The organism is Salimicrobium flavidum, assembly GCF_900156645.1.
In the GTDB taxonomy this organism is placed as follows: Bacteria; Bacillota; Bacilli; order Bacillales; family Halobacillaceae; genus Salimicrobium; species Salimicrobium flavidum.
The window spans coordinates 1-1,031 of record NZ_FTOC01000027.1 but is presented as its reverse complement, the minus strand read 5'-3'; the positions used below and the strand labels follow the sequence as shown (position 1 = coordinate 1,031).

Here is a 1,031-nt window from a genome sequence, read left to right as displayed (position 1 = left end):
TGGTGGCGATAGCGAAGAGGTCACACCTGTTCCCATGCCGAACACAGCAGTTAAGCTCTTCCGCGCCGATGGTAGTCGGGGTTACCCCCCGCGAGAGTAGGGCGCTGCCAAACTTTTTAAACGGAGGATTAGCTCAGCTGGGAGAGCACTTGCCTTACAAGCAAGGGGTCGCAGGTTCGAGCCCTGCATCCTCCACCATGTTGCCGGCCTAGCTCAATTGGTAGAGCAACTGATTTGTAATCAGTAGGTTGGGGGTTCAAGTCCTCTGGCCGGCACCATTTCAACTATTGTGAGCCATTAGCTCAGCTGGTAGAGCATCTGACTTTTAATCAGAGGGTCGGAGGTTCGAGCCCTCCATGGCTCATAGTTCACATGCGGGTGTGGCGGAATTGGCAGACGCGCTAGATTTAGGATCTAGTGTCTTACGACGTGGGGGTTCAAGTCCCTCCACCCGCACTTCTTTGCGGAAGTAGTTCAGCGGTAGAACACCACCTTGCCAAGGTGGGGGTCGCGGGTTCGAATCCCGTCTTCCGCTCTTTACTTAGATATTTGGTGCGGCCGCAAAGCGGCAAAACTGCCATGCCGGGGTGGCGGAATTGGCAGACGCACAGGACTTAAAATCCTGCGGTGGGTCTACCACCGTGCCGGTTCGAGTCCGGCCCTCGGCACCATATTCATATGCGCCCGTAGCTCAATTGGATAGAGCGTCTGACTACGGATCAGAAGGTTAGGGGTTCAAGTCCTCTCGGGCGCACCATTGTACGGGAAGTAGCTCAGCTTGGTAGAGCACTTGGTTTGGGACCAAGGGGTCGCAGGTTCGAATCCTGTCTTCCCGACCATTACGTTTCGGGGCCTTAGCTCAGCTGGGAGAGCGCCTGCTTTGCACGCAGGAGGTCAGCGGTTCGATCCCGCTAGGCTCCACCATATAATTTTTTAAAGTAGATCTTTGAAAACTGAACAATGTTTTATGCCATGCGTCAATTTTTAAAGCAAGACAACATGAGCTAATCAATCGCTCTTTTATGGAGAGT

9 tRNA genes and 1 rRNA gene are annotated in these 1,031 nt (G+C 53.5%); all 10 read left to right on the top strand.

From position 1 onward, the window contains the following. The 10 genes from rrf (at position 1) to BW944_RS14685 (ending at position 924) form a co-directional block, all read left to right on the top strand. Positions 1-113, top strand: a 5S ribosomal RNA gene (gene rrf, locus BW944_RS14730). 9 nt (positions 114-122) lie between these two features. Further along, a tRNA-Val gene (locus BW944_RS14725) sits at positions 123-198 on the top strand. Positions 199-202: 4 nt separating this feature from the next. Beyond that, positions 203-278 (top strand) — tRNA-Thr (locus BW944_RS14720). 13 nt (positions 279-291) lie between these two features. Next, positions 292-364: transfer RNA gene (locus tag BW944_RS14715), tRNA-Lys, on the top strand. A 10-nt stretch (positions 365-374) separates the two neighbouring features. Then, positions 375-456: transfer RNA gene (locus BW944_RS14710), tRNA-Leu, on the top strand. Positions 457-463: 7 nt separating this feature from the next. Further along, a tRNA-Gly gene (locus tag BW944_RS14705) sits at positions 464-535 on the top strand. Positions 536-581: 46 nt separating this feature from the next. After that, positions 582-671: transfer RNA gene (locus BW944_RS14700), tRNA-Leu, on the top strand. A 9-nt stretch (positions 672-680) separates the two neighbouring features. Then, positions 681-757 (top strand) — tRNA-Arg (locus BW944_RS14695). A gap of 5 nt (positions 758-762) precedes the next feature. Beyond that, positions 763-839 (top strand) — tRNA-Pro (locus tag BW944_RS14690). 9 nt (positions 840-848) lie between these two features. Continuing rightward, a tRNA-Ala gene (locus BW944_RS14685) sits at positions 849-924 on the top strand. The last annotated feature ends 107 nt before the right edge of the window (positions 925-1,031 follow it).